This is a genomic window from Nocardioides sp. Z50_6 (assembly GCF_058215755.1).
Window position 1 is genome coordinate 896,596 of record NZ_JBZAJB010000001.1, and the last position, 19,522, is coordinate 916,117.

At 71.8% G+C, this 19,522-nt stretch carries 16 protein-coding genes; 7 read left to right on the forward strand and 9 right to left on the reverse strand.

Going from position 1 to position 19,522, the window contains the following annotated elements:
- Positions 1–209 precede the first annotated feature (209 nt).
- Positions 210–950 (reverse strand): hypothetical protein, encoded by a 741-nt coding sequence (locus AC4BGE_RS04310; protein WP_490574461.1) that lies wholly within the window; start codon positions 948–950, stop codon positions 210–212.
- Between the two features lie 22 nt (positions 951–972).
- On the opposite strand from AC4BGE_RS04310, the gene AC4BGE_RS04315 reads away from it, so the two are divergent.
- Positions 973–1,371, forward strand: a complete 399-nt coding sequence (locus tag AC4BGE_RS04315; RefSeq protein WP_490574462.1) for a hypothetical protein — start codon at positions 973–975, stop codon at positions 1,369–1,371.
- On the opposite strand, the gene AC4BGE_RS04320 is transcribed toward AC4BGE_RS04315, so the two are convergent.
- The 4 genes from AC4BGE_RS04320 to AC4BGE_RS04335 form a co-directional block, all read right to left on the reverse strand.
- Positions 1,334–1,927 carry a class I SAM-dependent methyltransferase gene (locus AC4BGE_RS04320; protein ID WP_490574463.1) on the reverse strand — a complete coding sequence of 198 codons (594 nt, stop codon included), beginning with the start codon at positions 1,925–1,927 and terminating at the stop codon, positions 1,334–1,336. The genes AC4BGE_RS04315 and AC4BGE_RS04320 overlap by 38 nt on opposite strands.
- A gap of 324 nt (positions 1,928–2,251) precedes the next feature.
- A complete protein-coding gene (locus tag AC4BGE_RS04325; RefSeq protein ID WP_490574464.1) occupies positions 2,252–4,033 on the reverse strand; it encodes a glycosyltransferase family 39 protein in 1,782 nt (593 codons plus the stop codon).
- Between the two features lie 157 nt (positions 4,034–4,190).
- Positions 4,191–4,808, reverse strand: a complete 618-nt coding sequence (locus tag AC4BGE_RS04330; RefSeq protein ID WP_490574465.1) for a TetR/AcrR family transcriptional regulator — start codon at positions 4,806–4,808, stop codon at positions 4,191–4,193.
- Positions 4,805–6,445 (reverse strand): AMP-binding protein, encoded by a 1,641-nt coding sequence (locus AC4BGE_RS04335; RefSeq protein WP_490574466.1) that lies wholly within the window; start codon positions 6,443–6,445, stop codon positions 4,805–4,807. Before AC4BGE_RS04335 ends, AC4BGE_RS04330 begins: the two co-directional genes overlap by 4 nt.
- Before the next feature lie 144 nt (positions 6,446–6,589).
- Here AC4BGE_RS04335 and AC4BGE_RS04340 point away from each other — a divergent pair, with 144 nt between their 5' ends.
- Both AC4BGE_RS04340 and AC4BGE_RS04345 read left to right on the forward strand, forming a co-directional pair.
- On the forward strand, positions 6,590–7,756 hold the full coding sequence (locus tag AC4BGE_RS04340) for an acyl-CoA dehydrogenase family protein (RefSeq protein ID WP_490574467.1): 1,167 nt from the start codon (positions 6,590–6,592) through the stop codon (positions 7,754–7,756).
- A gap of 148 nt (positions 7,757–7,904) precedes the next feature.
- Positions 7,905–8,663 (forward strand): SDR family NAD(P)-dependent oxidoreductase, encoded by a 759-nt coding sequence (locus AC4BGE_RS04345; protein WP_490574468.1) that lies wholly within the window; start codon positions 7,905–7,907, stop codon positions 8,661–8,663.
- Here AC4BGE_RS04345 and AC4BGE_RS04350 read toward each other — a convergent pair.
- The 4 genes from AC4BGE_RS04350 to AC4BGE_RS04365 all read right to left on the reverse strand — a co-directional run bounded on the left by AC4BGE_RS04350 (position 8,623) and on the right by AC4BGE_RS04365 (position 14,497).
- Positions 8,623–10,608: an MFS transporter gene (locus tag AC4BGE_RS04350; protein WP_490574469.1), complete on the reverse strand. Its 1,986-nt coding sequence runs from the start codon at positions 10,606–10,608 to the stop codon at positions 8,623–8,625. The two genes, AC4BGE_RS04345 and AC4BGE_RS04350, sit on opposite strands and share 41 nt — an antisense overlap.
- Positions 10,609–10,761: 153 nt before the next feature.
- Positions 10,762–10,935 (reverse strand): YbdD/YjiX family protein, encoded by a 174-nt coding sequence (locus tag AC4BGE_RS04355; RefSeq protein WP_490571144.1) that lies wholly within the window; start codon positions 10,933–10,935, stop codon positions 10,762–10,764.
- Entirely contained in the window at positions 10,932–13,133 is a 2,202-nt protein-coding gene (locus AC4BGE_RS04360) for a carbon starvation CstA family protein (protein ID WP_490574470.1), read from the reverse strand. Before AC4BGE_RS04360 ends, AC4BGE_RS04355 begins: the two co-directional genes overlap by 4 nt.
- Positions 13,134–13,399: 266 nt before the next feature.
- A complete protein-coding gene (locus AC4BGE_RS04365) occupies positions 13,400–14,497 on the reverse strand; it encodes an ABC transporter ATP-binding protein (RefSeq protein WP_490574471.1) in 1,098 nt (365 codons plus the stop codon).
- 316 nt (positions 14,498–14,813) lie between these two features.
- Between AC4BGE_RS04365 and AC4BGE_RS04370 the strand changes: the two genes are divergently transcribed.
- The 4 genes from AC4BGE_RS04370 to AC4BGE_RS04385 are packed head-to-tail and all read left to right on the forward strand — an operon-like array spanning position 14,814 to position 19,522.
- Positions 14,814–16,097 carry an extracellular solute-binding protein gene (locus AC4BGE_RS04370; RefSeq protein ID WP_490574472.1) on the forward strand — a complete coding sequence of 428 codons (1,284 nt, stop codon included), beginning with the start codon at positions 14,814–14,816 and terminating at the stop codon, positions 16,095–16,097.
- 19 nt (positions 16,098–16,116) lie between these two features.
- Positions 16,117–17,208 carry a carbohydrate ABC transporter permease gene (locus AC4BGE_RS04375; RefSeq protein WP_490574473.1) on the forward strand — a complete coding sequence of 364 codons (1,092 nt, stop codon included), beginning with the start codon at positions 16,117–16,119 and terminating at the stop codon, positions 17,206–17,208.
- Positions 17,205–18,023 (forward strand): carbohydrate ABC transporter permease, encoded by an 819-nt coding sequence (locus tag AC4BGE_RS04380; protein WP_490571149.1) that lies wholly within the window; start codon positions 17,205–17,207, stop codon positions 18,021–18,023. Before AC4BGE_RS04375 ends, AC4BGE_RS04380 begins: the two co-directional genes overlap by 4 nt.
- Positions 18,020–19,522, forward strand: a complete 1,503-nt coding sequence (locus AC4BGE_RS04385) for a GH1 family beta-glucosidase (protein WP_490574474.1) — start codon at positions 18,020–18,022, stop codon at positions 19,520–19,522. The genes AC4BGE_RS04380 and AC4BGE_RS04385 overlap by 4 nt, the downstream gene beginning before the upstream one ends.

Consider the following 19,522-nt stretch of genomic DNA (forward strand, 5'->3'; position numbering starts at 1 on the left):
CTACCGGTGCGTGCGACCGACTGGCGAGGCGCACTGGTTCCAGGTGCATGAGGAGACGAACCGCCCCGGGGCAACGTCCATCCACTTCCCGCCCGCGTGCGACGACCACGCCGACTCCGCCGTCCGGATGTTCGGGACCAACGGGCAGGGCGCCAAGCAGCGCCAGCGCTACCAGTGCGTCCCCACCGACGGGTCGAAGCAGCACACGTTCACGCCACCGTTGTCGCGGGAGGCTGGTAGATGGTGTCGCGCGGGCAGCCCGTGTGGTCTCGGCAGTCGGGGCACGCGAGGCTTCCGTCGCGCAGCAGGTGGGTGATGACTTCGAGGTTGCGGAACACGCCCTGAGCCCGGGCGACCGCGAGGTCGAGGAGGCAGTTGGTGCGGGCGAGGTTGCGGAACAGCTGCTTGCGGTTCTCCAGGAACGGCGACAGCCTCGCTCGGAGGCGGTTCTCGATGGCGGCGTTGGAGGCCGGCAGGTGCGGGTGGTCGGTCAGGACATGGAGGCCGGTCCAAATGCGGTCCTCGTAGACATCTCGTTGGATGAGGAGCTTCTCAACCGGGGCGCCGAGGTCCGCGACCTCGGCGATGACGCTGTCCCACCACCGCGACCAGTCCGCACGGCCGAGGTTGAGCAGGTCGCTGCGGGTGAGCACGTCCAGGTGCTTGACGAGCTGGGGCAGCGGAACCGCCCGGCCTTCCACGACGTGCGTGGTGCCGGCGAGCTCGACGATGCCTTCGCGGATGTTGCGGTGCGCGTGGTACAGCGACGGCACGATGGGAACCGTGCCGTCGTACATCGCGGTCACGGCGTTCTGGATGCTGCTCGCGGCGTCGGCGATGACGAAGTCCGGGCGTTCGAGCTCGCCGAGGACGAGCATCCACGCGGCGGTGTCGCCGGTTGGGTACGCCCGCGCCAGTCGTAGCCGGTTCTCCCGGGTGGGCGCGTCCATCGGCGTGGGCCCGGGATGCCAGATGACCTCGACGACGGCCAGGACGGACCATGCGACGGTGAGCTTGCGGGACTACGAACTCCACCTCATCGAGCCCCGGCTGACGCTGCTGCTCTGCCACCAGTACGCCGCCCGGAACCAGGCCGAGGAAGCCATCGCGCTCGCCACCCGCGTGCTGGCCGCCCGGACATCCGACACGGCCTACGACGAGCTCGCCGAGTGGCGGGAGTGGGCTGTCGCCGCGCTCGAGCAGCAGGCGCGGAGGACCCGGCCGCGCATCATCCGGGCCCCTCGCCTGGCAAGGCCCGACGGGCGAACCAACCCGAACCCCTACGCCACCGACTCACCGTCCAACCGGCGTTCGGGGAAGCACGCCAGCCCTCTCATCGAAGGCTCCACACCACGTAGCGGTCGTCGCTGATGCTCCGTCCCCAGTAGGCCGGGTCGGAGAGACGAGTCAACGACGCGGACCGACCCGTGTTCTCCACGAGCCGAACCACCTGCTCGGCCGAGAGGCCGCCCCCATTGGACCAGCGACCCTCCACCAGTACGAGCCGGCCCGATGGCGAGAGCAGGCGAAGCCACCGTGACAGAGCGACGGCGGGGTCGGGCATCGCCCAAAGGACATGCCGACAGAGGACCACGTCGTAGCTCCCCTCCGGGAGCGTCGGGGCGTACGCGTCTCCCTGCGTGAACCGCACTCCGCGCACACCGGCACCCTTGCGCTCGGCCGCTTCCACCATTCGCGGCGAGAAGTCCAGACCATCGACCTGGTAGCCGTCCTCGGCAAGCAGGACTGAGAGTGTGCCGGTTCCGCAGCCCAGGTCTGCGACGCGAGCGGGGGGTTCGGGCAGGCGGCTCAGCAGGAGCTCGCGCCATGCCTCTCGCACGGCCGGGTCCCTCAGGCCGTGGTCTGCCGGCTCGTCGAACGCAGCAGCTTCAGCGTCCCAGATGGCGATGTCATCAGCGATTCCCATACCCGAGACGGTACGAGATGCGGGTCAGTCCGCCAGGAAGCCGCCAGCCGGTCGGCCGCTCGAACAAACCACCGAAGGCCAGGAGATGTCATCTCCTGGCCTTCGGGTTGTGGTTCTCTTCATGCCGCTTGCTCGCCGGCTCCAATGCCTCGGAAACAGACCCGGGACATCACGCGCCCTTGTTCAACACCTTTCCGCCGAACAGGGCGACCGCGTGGCGGGCCTTCGTCGTTCCGCGCCGCCGGAAGCGGAGCAGAGAGGGTGCACACCGGTGTCCCGGCCGGCCCTTCTGCAGGCCCTACCCGCGACTGCGGCGACGCGCGCTCAGTGGGCGCAGCTCTCGGGCGTGAGGTACTCCTCCCCGGTGACGGCCTGCCAGGTCAGCACGAGGTCGAACTCGCCGGAGGGCTCACCGGTCTCCGGGCACGGGCTGGCGTGACCGAGCGTGGCGTCGGGGTTGCTCTGCTTCGCCAGCCACCACAGCGGGTACTCCCACTGCCACATGCCCGAGGACACCCCGATGCGCGGGGCCTCCTGGTCACGCAGGGAGTCCACGGCGTGCTGGTAGGGCCAGGCCAGGTTCGGGCGACCCCGGAAGAGCTCCTCCTCGGCGCTCGTGGTCAGGACTGACCTCTCGCCGACCAGCGGCCGCAGGTCCTGCTGGACGAGGTAGGGGACCGACGCGGCCGTCAGCACGCCCAGCGTGACGACCCCGATCCACCGGGGCCACCGGCTCAACGCAGCGCCGACCAGCACGGCGCCCAGAGCGATCGCCGTCAGCAGGAAGCGTCCGCCCCACACCTGCCACTTGAGCACCGCCGAGGCGCCCACGAGCACCACCACGGTGGCCATCGCGACTGGCCACAGCGCCCGGTGCCGGCGACCGCCCGCCAGCAGGGCCACGAACGCGACGAGGATGAGGAGGACCTGCAGCGGGTTGGCGGCTCGATCCTCGGTCTTGAACGAGTCGACGACGAAGGTGCCCATGGTGGCCCTCTGGTCGTCGGGGTCCAGCCCCAAGCCCTCGAGGAGGCCGCGGACGCCCCTCTCGAGGCTGTCGTTGACCTCGGGGTCGGGCAGGGCCACGTGGAGGGTGATGTTCCTGACCACGTTCAGGCCGGTCGTCGCGGGCGTGATGACCTCGTTGGTCAGCTTCGACTCGACCCCGGCGATGCTGCCCCACGTCTGGTGGTTGTTGACCATCCACCACACGTTCGGGGCCACCCCGAGGAGGACCGCCAAGGCGAGCGGGAGCACCGCGCGCCGTAGGGCGACCCCGCGCAGGAGCCGCAGCGAGATGACCACCGCGGGGAGCACCATCAGCACCGCAGTGGGCTTGACCGCCACCGCCAGGCCGCTCGCCAGGGCCACCCCCAGCAGCCAGCCCGGGTGGGCTCGCGGGTGCAGCGCCATGGCGTAGGCAATCACCGCCAGGGTGCACATGACGTAGTCCGTCTGGGTGGTCACGGCCTGCCCCACCACCAGCGGGCTCAGCCCGAAGACACCGGCGGCGATGGCCTGGCCCCGTCGGTCGACGCCCACGTTGCGGGCCAGCACGGAGACTGCGACCAGGGCGACGAGGTGGGCGCTGTACTGGACCAGGTTGACCGCCCACACCGCCCCGCTGAGCAGGGAGAGGTGGGCCATGCCGAGCTCCGCGGTGAAGGGGAGGTAGACCTGCGGGGCGAACTCCGTGGGGAACGAGGTCACCCGCTCCGCCTGCAGCCACTGCTCCACCTTGACCAGGTGGTAGCTCATCGAGTCCCAGTTCGTGGGGGCGACGCTCACGGCCAGCACGAGCAGGACGAGGGCCTCCACGGCCAGCACCACGACCCAGGGGTCGCGCCACCCCTTGCCCAGGACGGGGCGGGGTGGTCGCCTGCGGTAGAGCAGGAGGGCCTGGATCGCCAGAAGGACGAGATGGCTCAGCAGCACCCCGGTGAAGTTGAGCTGGTCGACCAGCGAGAGCAGACCTGCGACCAGCTGCCAGCCGGCGACCCACAGCAGGAAGCCGAAGAGGATCCCATCGCGCCATCCCACGCGGGCCGCCGCGACCGCCGACCAGCCGCCCAGCACGAGGAAGGGCAGCAGCACCAGGGCCGTCACCGAGCGACCTCGCGGGTGTCGACCGGGCGGCGCTCGGCCCGGGTCCCGGCGTGCTCAGGGCGGCATTCACACACGTGGCGTCGAGACGTCATGCGGGCAGGGTAGGGGCCACCAGCGGACCTCCGCGTGCTTTTCCCGGGACGGCTCGTTTCTCGCGTCAGTCGCCGACAGCCAGGGCGTGCACGACCAGCGAGGCCAGCTCGGCGTACGCCTCGGCGTCGGTCATCTCCATCCGCGCGAAGAGCTCACCGCGCTGGATCGCCGCCATCGTGGCGGCGACCATCTCGGCGACGAACTGGGCGTTGACGGAGCGGAAGGACCCGGCCTCGATGCCCTCGGCGATCAGCTCGCGGATCCGGGTGGCGGCCGCCGCGGTGTTCGTCGAGTAGACCTCGGCGGTGGCGCGGGAGGCGAGCAGGTCCTCCATGAACTCCCGCGACAGCGGCCGGAGGTAGTCGGCGACCGCGAGCAGGTAGGCGGTGACCCGCTCCCCCGGGTCGCCGGCCTGCCCGACCCGCGCCTCCACCACCGGCACCGAGGCGCGGAAGTACTCGCGGACCACCTCCAGCACCAGCTCCTGCTTGGAGGAGGCCAGCGCGTAGAGGGTGGTCTTCGAGCAGTGCAGCCGCTCGGCCAGGTCGTCCAGGGTGAACTGGGAGAAGCCCTCGGCCGCGAGCAGGTCGACGAGGCGGCGCAGCAGGTCCTGCTGACGCGCTGTACGCGGCCGCCCCGGCCGCCCCGACCGCCCCGACCCCGCCTGGCCCGCCGGGGTCATGACCCGGTTGCCTGGGCCTCGGCCCGAGCCTTGCGCAGGTGGTAGCGCTGGATCTTGCCCGAAGGGGTCTTGGGCAGCTCGTCGACCACGTGCACGGCCCGCGGGAACAGGTGCGCGGCCAGCTTGGTCTTGACCCGCTGCTGCAGCTCCGCGCTCAGCTCGGGGGTCGGCTCGACCCCCGGGGCCAGCACCACGAATGCCTCGACCACCTCGCCGCGCAGGTCGTCGGGCACACCGATGACCGCTGCCTCCGCGACCCGCTCGTCGGCGACCAGCACGCTCTCGATCTCGAACGGGCCGATCCGGTAGCCGGCCATGATGATCACGTCGTCGTCGCGGGAGGCGAAGAAGAAGTCGCCGTCGCCATCCACGTGCCCCGTGTCGCCGGTGTAGTACCAGCGACCGTCGGCGCTGAACCGCTCTGCGGTCTTCTCCGGGGCGTCGACGTACCCGGTGAACCACATCAACGGGCTGCCGGCCAGGTCGATGACCACCCGCCCCGGCTCCCCGGGCGCGGCGGGCTCGTCGACGTCGTTGCGCAGCACCGCTGCCGCCCAGCCGGGCATCGGGCGACCCATCGACCCGGGCTTGACCGGACGGCGGACGTCGTCGTGCCAACCGTTGACGATCGACATGCCCAGCTCGGTCTGGCCGTAGGTGTCGTGGATCTCCGCGCCCAGCACCCGCTCCCCCCACTCGACCATGTCGGGGTTGAGCGGCTCCCCGGCCGAGCTGGCCCGGCGCAGCCGCAACCCCTCGGGCGGGGGCACCTCGGAGCTGCGCAGCGTGCGGTAGACGGTCGGGGCGGCAGCCAGGTTGGTGACGCCCAGCCGCTCGATCACCTGCCAGGTGGTGGCCGGGGTGAACCCGGCCTGGAGCAGGATGTTGCGCCGACCCACGGCCAACGGGGCGGCGATGCCGTAGTAGAGACCGTAGGCCCAGCCGGGGTCGGCGGCGTTCCAGTAGACGTCGTCCTCGCGGACGTCGAGCCCGTACTCCAGGTAGGCGACGAAGGCGGCCAGGGCGCGCACCGGTATCGGCACCCCCTTGGGCGTGCCGGTGGTGCCACTGGTGAAGAGCCGGACCAGCTCGGCGGCGCCGTCGACCGGCACCACCGGCGCCTCGTCGGGGTCCGCCTCTGCCAGCATCGGGTCCAGGAGCAGGTCACCGTCGCGCCCCGCACCACCGGCCACCACCACGCGCCACGCCACGTCGGCAGGGAGGTCCTCTCCCGGCACGAGCTTGGCGCGCTGGCCGGAGTCGCAGACCACCACCTTGGCGTCGGCCCCGGCGAGGCGGAGCGCGATGGCCGGGGTGGCGAAGGCGGTGAAGAGCGGCACGTGCACGGCGCCCGCGCGCCAGATGCCCAGCACCGCGGTGACCAGGTCGAGCGACTTGCCCATCAGGGTCGCGACCCGGTCGCCGGGCCGGACGCCCTCGGCGACCAGCGCGGCGGCGAACCGCCGGGACCGCTCGGAGAGCTCGCCGTAGGTGACGTCGACCGGCTCCAGGTCGGGGCCGACGACGGTGAAGCCGACCGCGTCGGCCGGGTGCCGGTCGCACAGGAGGTCGGCGACGACCATCGCGGGGGCGTCGAAGGTGCTCAACAGGTCGGCGACGCGGCCATCGGGGGTCATCTGATCTCCTCGGTAGGGGGCGGGAGGGCTAGCTGTCGCCACCTCCGTAGGATACGGATAACGATACTGGCGACTGCGCTACAGTATCGCTGTGATGTGGCTGGCGCCACACCAGTCCACCAGAGCCCACGAGACGGAGCCCCCATGACCGCCACCCGCCGGATGCCCACCGAGGAGTCCGCCGAGCTCCTCGCCCTGGTCCGCGAGCTGGCCGCCCGCGAGCTCGCTCCGCGCAGCGCCGAGGCCGAGGCCACCGAGACCTTCCCGCGGGACGTCTTCCGCCTGCTCGGCGAGGTCGGCGTGCTGGGCCTGCCCTACGCCGAGGAGCACGGCGGAGGCGGCCAGCCCTACGAGGTCTACCTCCAGGTGCTCGAGGAGATCGGGGCGGTCTGGTCCTCGGTCGGCGTCGGGGTCTCGGTGCACGCCCTCTCCTGCTTCGGCCTGGTCAACTTCGGCACCCCCGAGCAGCAGCAGCGCTGGCTGCCCGACATGCTCGGCGGCGACCTGCTCGGCGCCTACTGCCTCTCCGAGGCCCACGCCGGCTCCGACCCGGCCGCGATGCGCACCACTGCCCGCCTCGACGGCGACGAGTACGTGCTCAACGGCGCCAAGGCGTGGACCACCCACGGCGGGCAGGCCGACTTCTACAAGGTGATGGCCCGCACCAGCGACGACCGGAACGGCATCTCCTGCTTCCTCGTCCCGGCCGACACCCCGGGCCTGAGCGCCGACGCCCCCGAGCGCAAGATGGGGCTGACCGGCTCCACCACCGCGACCATGCGGCTCGACGACGTCCGGATCCCGGTGGAGCGCCGGCTCGGCGCCGAGGGCGACGGCCTCAAGATCGCGTTGGCCGGACTCGACTCCGGCCGGCTCGGCATCGCCGCGGTCGCCACCGGTCTGGCCCAGGGCGCCCTGGACCAGGCGGTCGCCTACGCCCGCGAGCGGGAGACCTTCGGCAAGCCGATCATCGACCACCAGGGGCTCGCCTTCGTGCTGGCCGACATGGAGGCGGCGGTGCAGTCCGCCCGCGCGATCACCCTGCACGCCGCCCGGCTCAAGGACGCCGGGCTGCCGTTCTCCCGGGAGGCCTCGATCGCCAAGATGGTCGCCACCGACCACGCGATGAAGGTGACCACCGACGCCGTCCAGGTCTTCGGCGGCTACGGCTACACCCGCGACTTCCCGGTGGAGCGCTACATGCGCGAGGCCAAGGTGATGCAGATCTTCGAGGGCACCAACCAGATCCAGCGGATGGTCATCTCCCGCTCGCTGGCCAAGGACGACGCGGGCCGGATCACCCACGCCTGACCCTGTCCCGCCCGCGCCTCCCCGCGCCTCCCCGCCCGGCGGCTCGCCCCACGTCCGCCCCGCGCACCCCCTGCGCACCCCCGCGCGCCCACCCGACCCACGCCCGACCGTCCACACCCATCCACACACAGCAGGAGAGTCACCGACCGTGCAGCTCAACGACACCGCCGCGATCGTCACCGGAGGAGCCTCCGGGCTCGGAGCGGCCACCGCCGCCGCCCTGGCCGCCCAGGGCGCCCGGGTCTTCGCCTTCGACCTGCCGACGGCGATCGAGGACGCCCCCGAGGTCGCCGGGGTGACCTACCTCGGCGTCGACGTCACCGACCCCGAGCAGGTGGCCGCCGCGGTGGAGACCGCGGCCGGCGCCGGCCTCGCGCTGCGCACCGTGGTCAACTGCGCCGGCATCGGCCCGTCGATGCGGATCCTGGGCCGCAAGGGCCCCCACGACCTGGCCTTCTTCGCCAAGGTCGTCCAGGTCAACCTGGTCGGCACCTTCAACGTGATGACGCTGGCCGCGGAGCGGATCGCCGCCACCGAGCCGCTCGAGGACGGCCAGCGCGGCGTGGTCATCAACACCGCCTCGATCGCCGCCTACGACGGCCAGGTCGGCCAGGCGGCGTACGCCTCCTCCAAGGGCGGGGTGGTCGGCCTGACCCTGCCCGCGGCCCGCGACCTCGCCCAGCACGGCATCCGGGTGCTCACCATCGCCCCGGGCATCATCGAGACCCCGATGCTGGCCACCGTCTCCGAGGAGTTCCGGGCCGGGCTCGCGGCCGGCGTCCCCTTCCCGCAGCGGCTCGGCCGCCCCGAGGAGTACGCCCGGCTCGCGCTCGCCATGATCGAGCACGACTACCTCAACGGCGAGGTCATCCGGATGGACGGCGCACTGCGGATGGCCCCGCGCTGATCTCCCCCGAGGGCGCCGGGGCGCCGGCGTCCTCGGGGCTCTCGGGCAGGACGACGTTGAACCGTCGCCGCTGCACGCTCACCACGACGTCCTGGGACTCCGCCCACCCGGTCTCGGGGTCCAGGGCGGTCAGCACGTAGCGCCCGATCGGCGGCAGGTCGAGCTGGTAGTGGCCCTCGTCGTCGGTCCGGGTGATCCCCACCGACTCGCCGGTGCTGTCGGTCAGCACCACGAGCGCGCTGTCGACCGGCCAGCCGCCCCGGGAGACCACCCCGGCGACGGTGAGCCGCTCGTCGAGCCTCAGCGCGGACTCCACGTCGGGCGAGAGCTGACGCAGCTGCGACCTCGCGGCCCAGCCCTCGGCGGAGCAGACGACCAGGTACTCCCCCGCGCCCGGCAGCACCACCGACCAGCGTCCCGCGTTGTCGGCGCGCGCCCAGTCGGCCTGGCGACCGGTCGGTTCGAGCACCGAGACCACCGCCAGCCGGGCCGGCGAGCCGTCGGGCTTGCGCACCTGGCCCCGCACCACGACCTCCGCGGCGGCGTCCACCCGGCGTCCGGCGTCGGCCCGGGCGGGTTCCCCGGCCGGTCGGTCGGTGGCGAGCACGGGCGCGAGGCGGACCGGGATGAACCAGCCGACGCCCGCCCCGAGGAAGGCGGCGCAGGCCGCCAGCCAGCTGGTCGCGTGCACGGCGGCCTCGGACGGGAAGCCGTCGGCGAGCGTGCCCGCGGCGAGCACGGCCGCGACGCACGCCGAGGAGGTCGAGGTGCCGATCGAGCGGACCACCGTGTTGAGCCCGTTGGCCGCGGCCGTCTCGGTGATCGGGACGGCCTGCATGATCAGCACCGGCATGGCCGCGAAGCAGACCGCGATGCCGACGGAGACGATCGTGACGCCGACCAGCAGCTGGATGACGGTGGCGTCGAAGATCACCCGGGAGACGTAGCCCAGGCCGGTCACCACGAGTCCGGCGATCAGCGTGGTGCGGGCACCGAAGGTGCGGGTCACGGCGGCCGAGACCGGGGACATCAGGATCATCAGGACGCCGCCGGGCAGCATCGCCAGCCCCGCCTCGGTCACCCCGAGGCCGAATCCGACACCGCTCGAGGCGGGCAGCTGCAGCTGCTGGACGGCGACCAGCAGGTTGGCGAACATCGCGAACCCCGCGAGCAGGGAGGCGATGTTGGTCAGCAGCACCGGACGACGTCCGGAGGTGCGCAGGTCGACGAGAGGCTGGCCGGTGCGCAGCTCCCACGGCGCCCACAGCCCGAAGACGAGCACCGCGAGCAGGAAGCAGAGCAGCGTCCACTGCGACGTCCAGCCCCACTGCCCGCCCTTGGAGATGCCCATGAGCAGCGAGGTCAGCGCCACCGACATCAAGATCGCGCCCAGCCAGTCGAAGCTGCCGCGCGCCTGCACCGACGACTCGGGCACCACCACGAAGACCAGCGCGAGCATCACCACCGACATCACGACGCTGCCGTAGAAGACCGACTGCCAGCCGAAGGTCTCGTACATCAGCCCGGACAGGGGCAGGCCCACCGCGCCCCCGATGCCCAGGGTGGCGCTCATCAGCGCGACCGCTCCGCCGATCTTCTCCGGCGGCAGCTCGTCGCGCATGGTGGAGATGCCGATGGGGATCAGCGCGGGCGCGAAGCCCTGCAGGGCCCGGGCCACGATCAGCACGGTCAGGGAGTCGCTCGCGGCTCCCAGGAGCGACCCGGCCAGCAGCACCAGCAGCGCGACCATCATCATCCGGCGCTTGCCGTACATGTCGGCCAGGCGGGAGAGGATCGGCGTCGCCACGGCCGAGGTGAGCAGGGTGACGGTGACCAGCCAGGAGGCGTTGTCGGCCGTGGTGCCGAGCAGCCGGGGGAAGTCGGGCAGCAACGGCACGACCAGGGTCTGCATCAGCGAGACCGCGGTGCCGCAGAGAGCCAGCACGAGCACGATCGTGCCGGAGCGCCGCGGTCCCCGCGAGGTCTGGGGAGCGGGTGTGGCGGTCGCGGTCAACGCAGCACCGCCCTCGTCAGGACAGCCATGCCTGGCACCTTACGGCGTGGCCGGATCGCGCCCGTCGGGCTCCCGCCCCGACCGCTAGCAGCAACGGGCCCCCGGCGCGTGCTCGCGCTGGTCGTCGCGGTGGCGTTCGAACTCGCGCCGCGCCATCGGCGTGGCGCCGGCCGCCGCGCACTCGGCGAGGTAGTCGTCCCACTTCGCCTCCCCGGTGAGCTGACGGACGTACCAGCGCAACCGGGACAGCACTCTCATGACCGCTCCCCCGTCCCGGCGGTCTGGCGCTGCTCCTCCCAGCGGCGCACCGCCTCCTTCTCCTCGGGGGTGGCGATGAAGCCCGAGGGGGCGACCAGGGCCGACGGCTGCTTGGGCACCTCGGTGGTGGGCAGGCCACCGGCGCGGATCGCCTTGACGCAGACGACGAGCGCGTTGGCCACCACCACGATGACCAGGAGGGCGAACAGCGCCTGCAGCGTGCCGTTGAGCGTGGAGTTGAAGATGACCTGGTCCATCTGGGCCCGGTCGGTGGCCGGGGCGAGCAGCTCCCCGGCGTCGCGCGCCTCGACGTAGCGCGAGCGCTGGGAGAAGTAGCCGATCGCCGGGTTGTCGGAGAAGACCTTCTGCCAGCTCGCGGTCATGGTCACCACCAGGTCCCAGACCAGCCCGATGCCGGGCACCCAGACCCACTTCACCTTGCCGTGCTTGATCAGCAGGGTGGCGCAGAGGGTGAGCGCGATCGCCGCCAGCAGCTGGTTGGCGATGCCGAAGAGCGGGAAGAGCTGGTTGATGCCGCCGAGCGGGTCGGTGACCCCGACGTAGAGCATGTAGCCCCACAGCCCGACCACCACGGCACTGGCCGACCAGGCGGCCGGCCGCCACTCCAGGTCGGCGTACCGGGGCCACAGGTTGCCCACCGTGTCCTGCAGCATGAAGCGGCCCACCCGGGTGCCGGCGTCGACCGCGGTGAGGATGAACAGCGCCTCGAACATGATCGCGAAGTGGTACCAGAAGGCGGCCAGACCGCCGCCGAAGGCCTCGGTGAAGACCGAGGAGATGCCGAAGGCCAGCGTGGGCGCACCGCCGGTGCGGGAGATCAGCGACTCCTCCTCGACCGAGGCGGCGGCCGCCTGGAGGTCGGCCGGGCTGATGCTGAACCCGAGGCTGGTGACGAACTCCGCGGCGGTCGCCGGATCGGCTCCGGTCGCGCCGGCCGGGGAGTTGATCGCGTAGTAGAGCCCGGGGTCGATCACGCAGGCGGCGATCAGCGCGCTGATCGCGACGAACGACTCCATCAGCATCCCGCCGTAGCCGATCATCCGGACCTGGCTCTCCTTGGCCACCATCTTGGGCGTGGTGCCCGAGGAGATCAGCGCGTGGAACCCCGACAACGCCCCGCACGCGATGGTGATGAAGACGAACGGGAAGACCTTGCCCGCGAAGACCGGGCCGTCGCCGTCGACCGCGAAGTCGGTGACCGCCGGGCTCTGCAGCGCCGGCGCGGCGATCACCAGGCCGACCGCGAGGAGCACGATCACCCCGATCTTCATGAAGGTGGAGAGGTAGTCGCGGGGGGTGAGCAGCATCCACACGGGCAGGATCGAGGCGACGAAGCCGTAGACGACCAGGGCCAGGGTCAGCTGCTCCTTGGAGAGGGTGAGCGCGTCGGCCAGGCCCCAGGAGTCGACGTACCCGCCGCCGATGATCGCCAGCAACAGCAGCACCACGCCGATCGCGGTGACCTCCGAGACGCGCCCGGGGCGCAGGACGCGCAGGTAGAACCCCATGAAGAGCGCGATCGGGATGGTCAGCCCGATCGAGAAGACACCCCACGGCGACTCGGCGAGCGCGTTGACCACGACCAGGGCCAGCACCGCCAGGATGATGATCATGATGGCGAAGACCGCGATCAGCGCGGCGATCCCGCCGATCGTTCCGATCTCCTCGCGCACCATCTGGCCCAGCGACTTGCCGTCGCGGCGCATCGAGAAGAAGAGGACCACCATGTCCTGGACCGCCCCGGCGAAGATGACGCCGACGATGATCCAGATGGTGCCGGGCAGGTAGCCCATCTGGGCGGCCAGCACCGGCCCGACCAGCGGCCCGGCCCCGGCGATCGCGGCGAAGTGGTGGCCGAAGAGGACGTGGCGGTCGGTGACGTCGAAGTCGCGCCCGTTCTCCAGGCGCTCGGCCGGGGTGGCTCGGGTGTCGTCGACCTCGAGCACCTTGCGGGCGATGAAGCGGGCGTAGAAGCGGTAGGCGATCGCGTAGGAGGACAGGGCGGCGAAGAGGATCCACAGCGCCGAGACCTCCTCCCCGCGCGAGAGCGCCAGCACGGTCCAGCAGGCCGCCCCGACCACCGCGACGGCGATCCACACGGCCACCGAGACGGGGTTGCGCCGGACCGGGCCGGGCGTGGGGGGCGGCGTCACCGTGGCGGTCGACCCTGCGGACATGTGGTTCCTCCTCCGAGAACGGGCGCGCCCCGGGTCCGCGAGCCCACCCCTGATTCGTACTCCTCCGTGAGGTGGATCACAAGGACCGCCACGAGCCGGCCTCCCCTACGGGCGGGCGGTGCGGTTGGCCGTGATGCCGGCGTCGACGAAGCCGACGGTCATGAGGACCGCCCTGCACGCGCGCGGGGAGGAACCCCCAGCCCGGCCACCACGAGCCGCCCACGCCAGGGGGAGCGACGGCCTCGCGAGAGCCCACGCCGTGCCTCTCAGGCCGACAGTCGCTGGCCGGACGCGGGGTCGAAGACGTGGACCGCCGCAGGGTCGATCGCCAGCCCGATCCGGTCGCCCTTGGCGACCTGCTGGTGCCCCTCGAGCCGCACCACCACCGGGGTCGGGGCCACCGCGGCCTGCGCGGCGTCGCCGTCGCGCAGGGCGTAGACGAAGGCGTCGGCGCCGAGCTCCTCGACCACCGTGACGGTGACCGGGACGGCGGCCTCGTCGGGACCGACGACCCTCCAGGCGTGGGGACGCACCCCGAGCGTGACCTCCCCGTCCGCCCGCGCGATCACCTCCCGCGGCAGCGGGACGGGGCAGCCGTCGACGAGGGCCACACCGTCGCTGACCTGCGCCGTCAGCAGGTTCATCGCGGGCGAGCCGATGAAGCCGGCGACGAAGAGGTTGGCCGGGCGGTCGTAGAGGGCCAGCGGGGTGTCGACCTGCTGGAGCGTGCCGGCCCGCATCACCGCCACCCGGTCGCCCATCGTCATCGCCTCGACCTGGTCGTGGGTGACGTAGACGGTGGTGGTGCCGAGCCGGTGCTGGAGCGCCGCGATCTGGGTGCGGGTCGAGACCCGCAGCTTGGCGTCGAGGTTGGAGAGCGGCTCGTCCATGCAGAAGACCTGGGGCTGGCGGACGATCGCCCGGCCCATCGCCACCCGCTGCCGCTGCCCCCCGGAGAGCGCCTTGGGCTTGCGGTCGAGGACGTCGGCGAGGTCGAGCATGGCCGCGGCCTCGGAGACCCGCCGCACCCGCTCCTCCTTCGGCATCCGGGCGACCTTGAGGGCGAAGCCCATGTTGTCGGCCACGCTCATGTGCGGGTAGAGCGCGTAGTTCTGGAAGACCATGGCGATGTCGCGGTCCCGCGGGAGGTCGCGGGTGACGTCACGGTCGCCGATGGAGATGTGCCCCGAGGTGCACTCCTCGAGCCCGGCGAGCATCCGCAGCGAGGTCGACTTGCCGCAGCCCGACGGGCCCACCAGGACCATCAGCTCGCCGTCGGCGATCTCGAGGTCGAGGGCCTGCACCGCTGGGCGCTCCGCACCCGGGTAGCGGCGTTCCGCCTGGTCGAACCGGACCTGCGCCATGGGGGCTCTCCCTCTGTCGGGCATCTGTCGGGCATCTGTCGGGGGTGGTGCCGGGTGTGCCGGCGACCCCTCCCCGGCCTCGGACGACCCGGGTGCTCCTCACCGTACGACCCTTGCCGCCCCCCGTCTAGTGGAAGCGCTCTCACGCCACGTACAACTTCTCGTAAGGCGTGTATTGACACTCAATGTGACCCCTGTCATGGTGAATCGGAGATCGGCGTGGAAGCGCTTCCACACTCTCCATCCGGAAGACCACCTCGATCCACCCGTCGGACCAAGGCGGTCCGCGCGTCAGCAGGAGTGTCAGGAGATCACGGTGCACGGAGACAAGAGGCGTAGGACACGGGTCGCCGCGGGGGCCCTGGTGGCGCTCGCGCTGGCCGCGACGACGGCCGCCTGCGGAGGCGGCGACGACGATGGCGAGTCGGGTGACGGGAAGGTGCGGCTCACGGTCGCCACCTTCAACGAGTTCGGCTACGAGGACCTGATCACCGAGTACAACGAGATGCAGGACGAGGTGGTGGTCGAGCAGAAGAAGGCCGGCACCGCCAACGAGCACCAGGACAACCTCTACACCAAGCTCGCCGCGGGCTCCGGCCTCTCCGACATCGAGGCGATCGAGGTCGACTGGTTGGCCGCCCTGATGCAGGAGTCCGACGCCTTCGTCGACCTCTCCGACCCCGACGTCGAGGGCCGCTGGCTGGACTGGAAGGTCGACGCGGCCACCACCGACGACGGCAGGCTCATCGGCTACGGCACCGACATCGGCCCGCAGGCGCTCTGCTACCGCGCCGACCTGTTCAAGAAGGCCGGGCTGCCCACCGACCGCGAGCAGGTGGCCGGCCTCTTCACCACGTGGGACGAGTACTTCGCCGCCGGCCGCGACTTCGTCGAGAAGGTGCCGGGCGTGGCCTGGTACGACGCCTCCGGCGCCACCGCGCAGGCGATGGTCAACCAGACCCAGTACACGTTCGAGGACGAGGACGACAACGTCATCGCCGCCGAGAACCCGGAGGTGAAGAAGATCTTCGACACCGTCACCTCGATGTCGCAGGACGGTCTCTCCACCAAGCTCGTCCAGTGGGGCGAGGACTGGGTCGCCTCCTTCAAGAAGGACGCGTTCGCCACCATGGCCTGCCCGGGCTGGATGCTCGGTGTGATCGAGGGCAACTCCGAAGGCGTCGAGGGCTGGGACGTCGCCGGGGTCTTCCCCGGCGGACCCGGGGTCTGGGGCGGCTCCTACCTGACCGTGCCCGCGCAGGGCGAGCACCAGGAGGAGGCCATGGCGCTGGCCAAGTGGCTCACCGACCCCGAGCAGCAGGCCAAGGCCTACGCCGCGAAGGCGACCTTCCCCAGCCAGGTGGAGGCGCTGGAGGACCCCGTGGTGACCGAGAGCAGCCGCGAGTTCTTCAACGACGCGCCGGTCGGCGAGATCATGGTGGAGCGGGCCAAGGCGATCGAGTTCATCCCCTACAAGGGCCCGAAGTTCGCCGACATCAACACCGCCTTCCAGCAGGCCATCCAGCGGGTGGACGAGGGCAAGGAGTCCCCGGACGAGGCGTGGGAGTCGTTCCTGGCCGACGTCGAGCGGCTCGGCTGAGCGGGACCGGCCACCCTCCATGTCCCTCGACCCCGGGCGCCTGCAGGCGCCAGGCACTCCCGCCGGGGGGGCCGGATCACCGGCCTCCCCGGCGGGTTCGACCAGCGGCTCCTCGGCCGGGGCACCCACCCCGGGTGCGACCGGCCGCCGGCGCTCCGGCCCCTGGCGCTCCCGGCTCGGCCGCTGGGAGGCCAAGCTCTCCCCCTACCTCTACATCTCCCCGTTCTTCCTGCTCTTCGCCCTCGTCGGCCTCTTCCCGCTGCTCTACACCGCCTACGTCTCGCTCCACCACTGGAGCCTGCTCGGCGGGCAGGGCGAGTTCAGCGGGCTGGAGAACTACGAGCGGGTGCTCGCCGACCGCTACTTCTGGAACGCGCTGCGCAACACGATCAGCATCTTCCTGCTCTCCTCGGTCCCGCAGGTGCTCCTCGCCCTCGGGCTGGCGGGACTCCTCGACTCCCAGCTTCGCGGCCGGACGCTGTGGCGGATGAGCGTGCTGCTCCCCTTCGTGGTCGCTCCCGCCGCGGTCGCGCTCATCTTCGGCAACGTCTTCGGCGACCGCTTCGGCCTGGTCAACGCCGCGCTCGACCTCGTCGGGGTGGAGCCCATCGCCTGGCACGTCAACACCCTGGCCAGCCACCTGGCGATCGCCTCGATGGTCAACTGGCGCTGGACCGGCTACAACGCGCTGATCTTCCTGGCCGCGATGCAGGCGGTGCCGCGCGACCTCTACGAGTCCGCCTCGCTGGACGGGGCCGGCCGGGTGCGGCAGTTCGTCTCCATCACGGTGCCGCTGATCCGGCCCACCCTGCTCTTCGTCATCATCACCTCCACCATCGGCGGGCTGCAGATCTTCGCCGAGCCGCGGCTCTTCGACACCCAGGGCCTCGGGGGCTCGGACCGGCAGTACCAGACGCTCACCATGTATCTCTGGGAGCTCGGGTGGCGGGTCCGCGACCTCGGCATGGCCTCCGCGGTGGCCTGGCTGCTCTTCCTGATCATCGTGGTCTTCGCCGTCCTCAACCTCTGGCTCAGCCAGCGCGCCGGCTCGCTGGCCGGCCGCCCCGGCGGCCGCGGGCGGGCCGGGCTCCGGGCGGGGGTGCGGCGATGACCCGGCGTCCCGGCTTCCTCGTCTACGGGCTGCTCACCGCCTTCGTGCTCGGCTCGTGCGCCCCGCTCTACTGGTCGTTCCTGGTCGGCTCCCACAGCCGCGAGGACCTCGACGGCCGGGTCCCCCCGCTGCTGCCGGGCGGCCACTTCCTCGACAACGCGCAGCGGGCCATCGAGGCGGTGCCGTTCTGGAAGGCCCTGGGCAACAGCCTGCTGGTCTCCTCCACGGTGGCCACCTCGGTGGTCGTCTTCTCCACCCTGGCCGGCTTCGCCTTCGCCAAGCTCGCCTTCCGCGGCCGCACCCCGCTGATGGTCTTCGTGGTCGCCACCCTGGCGGTCCCGACGCAGCTCGGGGTGATCCCCCTCTTCATCGTGATGGCGGAGCTGGGCTGGGTCGGCTCCGTGTGGGCGCTGATCGTGCCCGGCATGGTCACCGCGTTCGGCGTCTTCTTCATGCGCCAGTACCTGGTCGACGCCGTCCCCGACGAGCTGATCGAGGCGGCCCGGATGGACGGGTGCTCGATGGCCCGCACCTTCTGGAACGTCGCGGTCCCGGCCGCGCGGCCAGCCGCCGCGATCCTGTGGCTCTTCACCTTCATGTACACCTGGACCGACTTCTTCTGGCCGCTGATCGTGCTGCCCGCGAGCAACCCGACCATCCAGATCGCCCTCCAGCAGCTGCAGAGCGGCTACTACGTCGACTACAGCCTGGTGCTGGCCGGCACGACGCTGTCGATCGTGCCCCTGCTGGCCCTCTTCGTCCTCGCCGGCCGCCAGCTGGTGTCCGGCATCATGCAAGGAGCAGTCAAGGGATGACAGTCGAGCGCACCCGCCCCCTCCAGGCCGACCACCCCCACGAGGCGGCCGGACGCCCCCGCTTCCCGGCGACCTTCACCTGGGGCGCGGCCACCGCGTCCTACCAGGTCGAGGGGGCGACCGCCGAGGACGGCCGGACGCCGTCGATCTGGGACACCTTCTCCGCGGTGCCGGGGGCGGTGCTGGGCGGCGACACCGGGCAGGAGGCGTGCGACCACTACCACCGGATGCCGGACGACGTGGCGCTGATGGCCGACCTGGGGCTCACCTCCTACCGGTTCTCGGTCGCCTGGCCCCGGGTCCGTCCCGACGGCGGGGCGGTCAACCCCGCCGGGCTGGCCTTCTACGACCGCCTGGTCGACCGGCTGCTGGCCCACGACATCGCCCCGTGGCTGACCCTCTACCACTGGGACCTGCCCCAGGCGCTGGAGGACGCGGGCGGCTGGACCGCCCGCGACACGGCGTACCGCTTCCTCGACTACGCGGGGTCGGTCCACGACGTGCTCGGCGACCGGGTGCCGACCTGGACGACGCTCAACGAGCCGTTCTGCGCCGCCCTGCTCGGCTACGCCGCGGGGCACCACGCGCCCGGCCGCCAGGAGGGCGCCGCCGGGCTGGTCGCGGCCCACCACCTGCTGCTGGGCCACGGCCTGGTCGTCGACGAGCTGCGCCGCCGCGGCGTGCACGGCGAGGCGGGCCGGCTCGGGGTCAGCCTCAACTTCACCGTCGCCGACCCCCACGACCCCGACGACCCGGTCGACGTGGACGCCGCCCGGCGGGTCGACTCCCTGCACAACCGGCTCTTCCTGGACCCGGTGCTCCGCGGCACCTATCCGGCCGACCTGGTCGACGACACCGCCCACCTCACCTGGCGGGACCACGCCTGGACCGACGTGGTCCACGACGGCGACCTGTCACTGATCGCGACCCCGATCGACGTGCTGGGCGTGAACTTCTACCACGGCAACGCCGTCTCCGGGCACCCGCACACCGACGTGATGGCCCGCGACGCCGACAAGCCCGACCGGGTCTCGCTCTCCCCCTTCGTGGGGTCCGAGCACGTCACCTTCCCGCGCCGCGACCTGCCGGTGACCGACATGGGGTGGGAGGTCCACCCCGAGGGGCTGCGCCGGCTGCTGGTGCGCCTCCACGAGGAGTACGCCGCCCCGCCGATCTACCTGACCGAGACCGGGGCGGCCTACGCCGACTCCCCGGACGAGCACGGACGGGTCCACGACCCCGACCGGATCGCCTTCCTCGACGCCTACCTGCGCGCCACCCACGACGCGATCAGCGAGGGGGTGGACGTGCGCGGCTTCTTCCACTGGTCGCTGATGGACAACTTCGAGTGGGCCTTCGGCTACGCCAAGCGCTTCGGCCTGGTCCACGTCGACTACGACGACCAGCGGCGTACGCCGAAGAGCAGCGCCCGCTGGTATGCCGAGCTGGTCCGCACCTCGACCCTGCCCGAGGGCGATCCGGAGCGCTGGCTACGGTGA

Excerpts from the sequence above, each read along its gene's own strand:
- AC4BGE_RS04310 (WP_490574461.1), bottom strand. The coding sequence starts at position 950 with ATGGACGCGCCCACCCGGGAGAACCGGCTACGACTGGCGCGGGCGTAC.
- AC4BGE_RS04315 (WP_490574462.1), top strand. The coding sequence starts at position 973 with ATGACCTCGACGACGGCCAGGACGGACCATGCGACGGTGAGCTTGCGG.
- AC4BGE_RS04320 (WP_490574463.1), bottom strand. The coding sequence starts at position 1,927 with ATGGGAATCGCTGATGACATCGCCATCTGGGACGCTGAAGCTGCTGCG.
- AC4BGE_RS04330 (WP_490574465.1), bottom strand. The coding sequence starts at position 4,808 with ATGACCCCGGCGGGCCAGGCGGGGTCGGGGCGGTCGGGGCGGCCGGGG.
- AC4BGE_RS04335 (WP_490574466.1), bottom strand. The coding sequence starts at position 6,445 with ATGACCCCCGATGGCCGCGTCGCCGACCTGTTGAGCACCTTCGACGCC.
- AC4BGE_RS04340 (WP_490574467.1), top strand. The coding sequence starts at position 6,590 with ATGACCGCCACCCGCCGGATGCCCACCGAGGAGTCCGCCGAGCTCCTC.
- AC4BGE_RS04355 (WP_490571144.1), bottom strand. The coding sequence starts at position 10,935 with ATGAGAGTGCTGTCCCGGTTGCGCTGGTACGTCCGTCAGCTCACCGGG.
- AC4BGE_RS04360 (WP_490574470.1), bottom strand. The coding sequence starts at position 13,133 with ATGTCCGCAGGGTCGACCGCCACGGTGACGCCGCCCCCCACGCCCGGC.
- AC4BGE_RS04365 (WP_490574471.1), bottom strand. The coding sequence starts at position 14,497 with ATGGCGCAGGTCCGGTTCGACCAGGCGGAACGCCGCTACCCGGGTGCG.
- AC4BGE_RS04375 (WP_490574473.1), top strand. The coding sequence starts at position 16,117 with ATGTCCCTCGACCCCGGGCGCCTGCAGGCGCCAGGCACTCCCGCCGGG.
- AC4BGE_RS04380 (WP_490571149.1), top strand. The coding sequence starts at position 17,205 with ATGACCCGGCGTCCCGGCTTCCTCGTCTACGGGCTGCTCACCGCCTTC.
- AC4BGE_RS04385 (WP_490574474.1), top strand. The coding sequence starts at position 18,020 with ATGACAGTCGAGCGCACCCGCCCCCTCCAGGCCGACCACCCCCACGAG.